The organism is Neisseria sp. HMSC056A03 (genome assembly GCF_001815685.1).
Taxonomy (GTDB): domain Bacteria; phylum Pseudomonadota; class Gammaproteobacteria; order Burkholderiales; family Neisseriaceae; genus Neisseria; species Neisseria subflava.
Genome location: NZ_KV821666.1, coordinates 1 through 1026 on the forward strand (window position 1 = coordinate 1; position 1026 = coordinate 1026).

At 34.3% G+C, this 1026-nt stretch carries 3 protein-coding genes; all 3 read right to left on the minus strand.

Features of this window, described 5'->3' with window-relative positions:
• On the minus strand, positions 1-437 hold a 437-nt coding region (locus HMPREF3052_RS11500), incomplete at its 3' end, for an IgG-binding virulence factor TspB family protein (RefSeq protein ID WP_283126980.1).
• Positions 379-687, minus strand: coding sequence for a DUF1132 family protein (locus HMPREF3052_RS10280; protein ID WP_070749742.1), 309 nt, complete (start codon positions 685-687; stop codon positions 379-381). The genes HMPREF3052_RS10280 and HMPREF3052_RS11500, both read right to left, overlap by 59 nt.
• 127 nt (positions 688-814) lie before the next feature.
• A partial coding sequence (locus tag HMPREF3052_RS11505; protein ID WP_083318829.1) for a hypothetical protein occupies positions 815-1026 on the minus strand: 212 nt, incomplete at its 5' end.

Below are 1026 nucleotides of genomic sequence, written 5' to 3' on the forward strand. Positions count from 1 at the left end.
AAGAATTCTTCGTTAACTTCATTCCATTTAAAACCTTCTTTTTCCAAATCACCTTTTACAGCTTGATAGGCTTCATAGGCCAAATAGGCAGCAGTACCCCAACCAGAAACTCGAGTACCTAATGCTGCACCTCTTTTTACCAGGCCAAATGCGCCTGAAAGGACGGCCCTACGAGAAACTGAAGCTTCAATCGTTAAAGGTACTTTAGCAGAAGCTCTAGCTCCTGATGGCATATGGTCAACTATTGCAGGCTCAATAATTCGGCCTGAAAATCTTTGTCCATTAACTCTAAAATCAGTTACGACAGATTTTGAATGGTCAATGCTTAATTTTACTTGAGAATTTCCAATAGGATATTGACGCATTTCAGCTAAAGCATTATTTGAAAATATCGCTAGAATTGGGATTAAAATCAAAAGTTTGGATTTCAATATCACGATAATCTGCCTTTAAATTATGAATCTTTATATACAAGACAGAATCATCATTAAAATATATTTTCCAAACATCATTAGATATTTTTCTATTTAAAAACCATTGAATTTGTTCAATAATCATAAATTTATTTTTTTTGGAAAATTCTAAAATTTCTTCTGAAAAAATAATTGCAAATGTTCTACCAAAATATTTAGATTCTGCTTGATATTTAAAAAGTGCCAATTGTGATTCTGTAATAAACGGTTTCATAATGCTAACTTTCGTAATGGTTGCTGAAAGTTAGATTTTGCCATTACCCGAATATGGTATCAATCCTTGAATAAAATCGCTCCTATCAAAACAGGGACTGCCAGTCCCAAATAAAAATAAAAGTCCATCATCTCAAAACCCTTTTTAGGACGGATACGAAATACACCGCTGACATTACACCGAATAAAAGCCAACCTGTATCTAAACCGCTTTTTAAATTTTCACTTGGATCGCATTTTGGCAAATCGGCTTTAATCGTCTGTCCGTTCAGTTTCCATAATGTGCCGTTGTACTCAGGTTTGATGATTTTGCCGTCTTGGGTTATTTGAGGTACTACCA

Coding starts and splice junctions, on each gene's coding strand:
- HMPREF3052_RS10280 (WP_070749742.1), bottom strand. CDS start 687: ATGAAACCGTTTATTACAGAATCACAATTGGCACTTTTTAAATATCAA.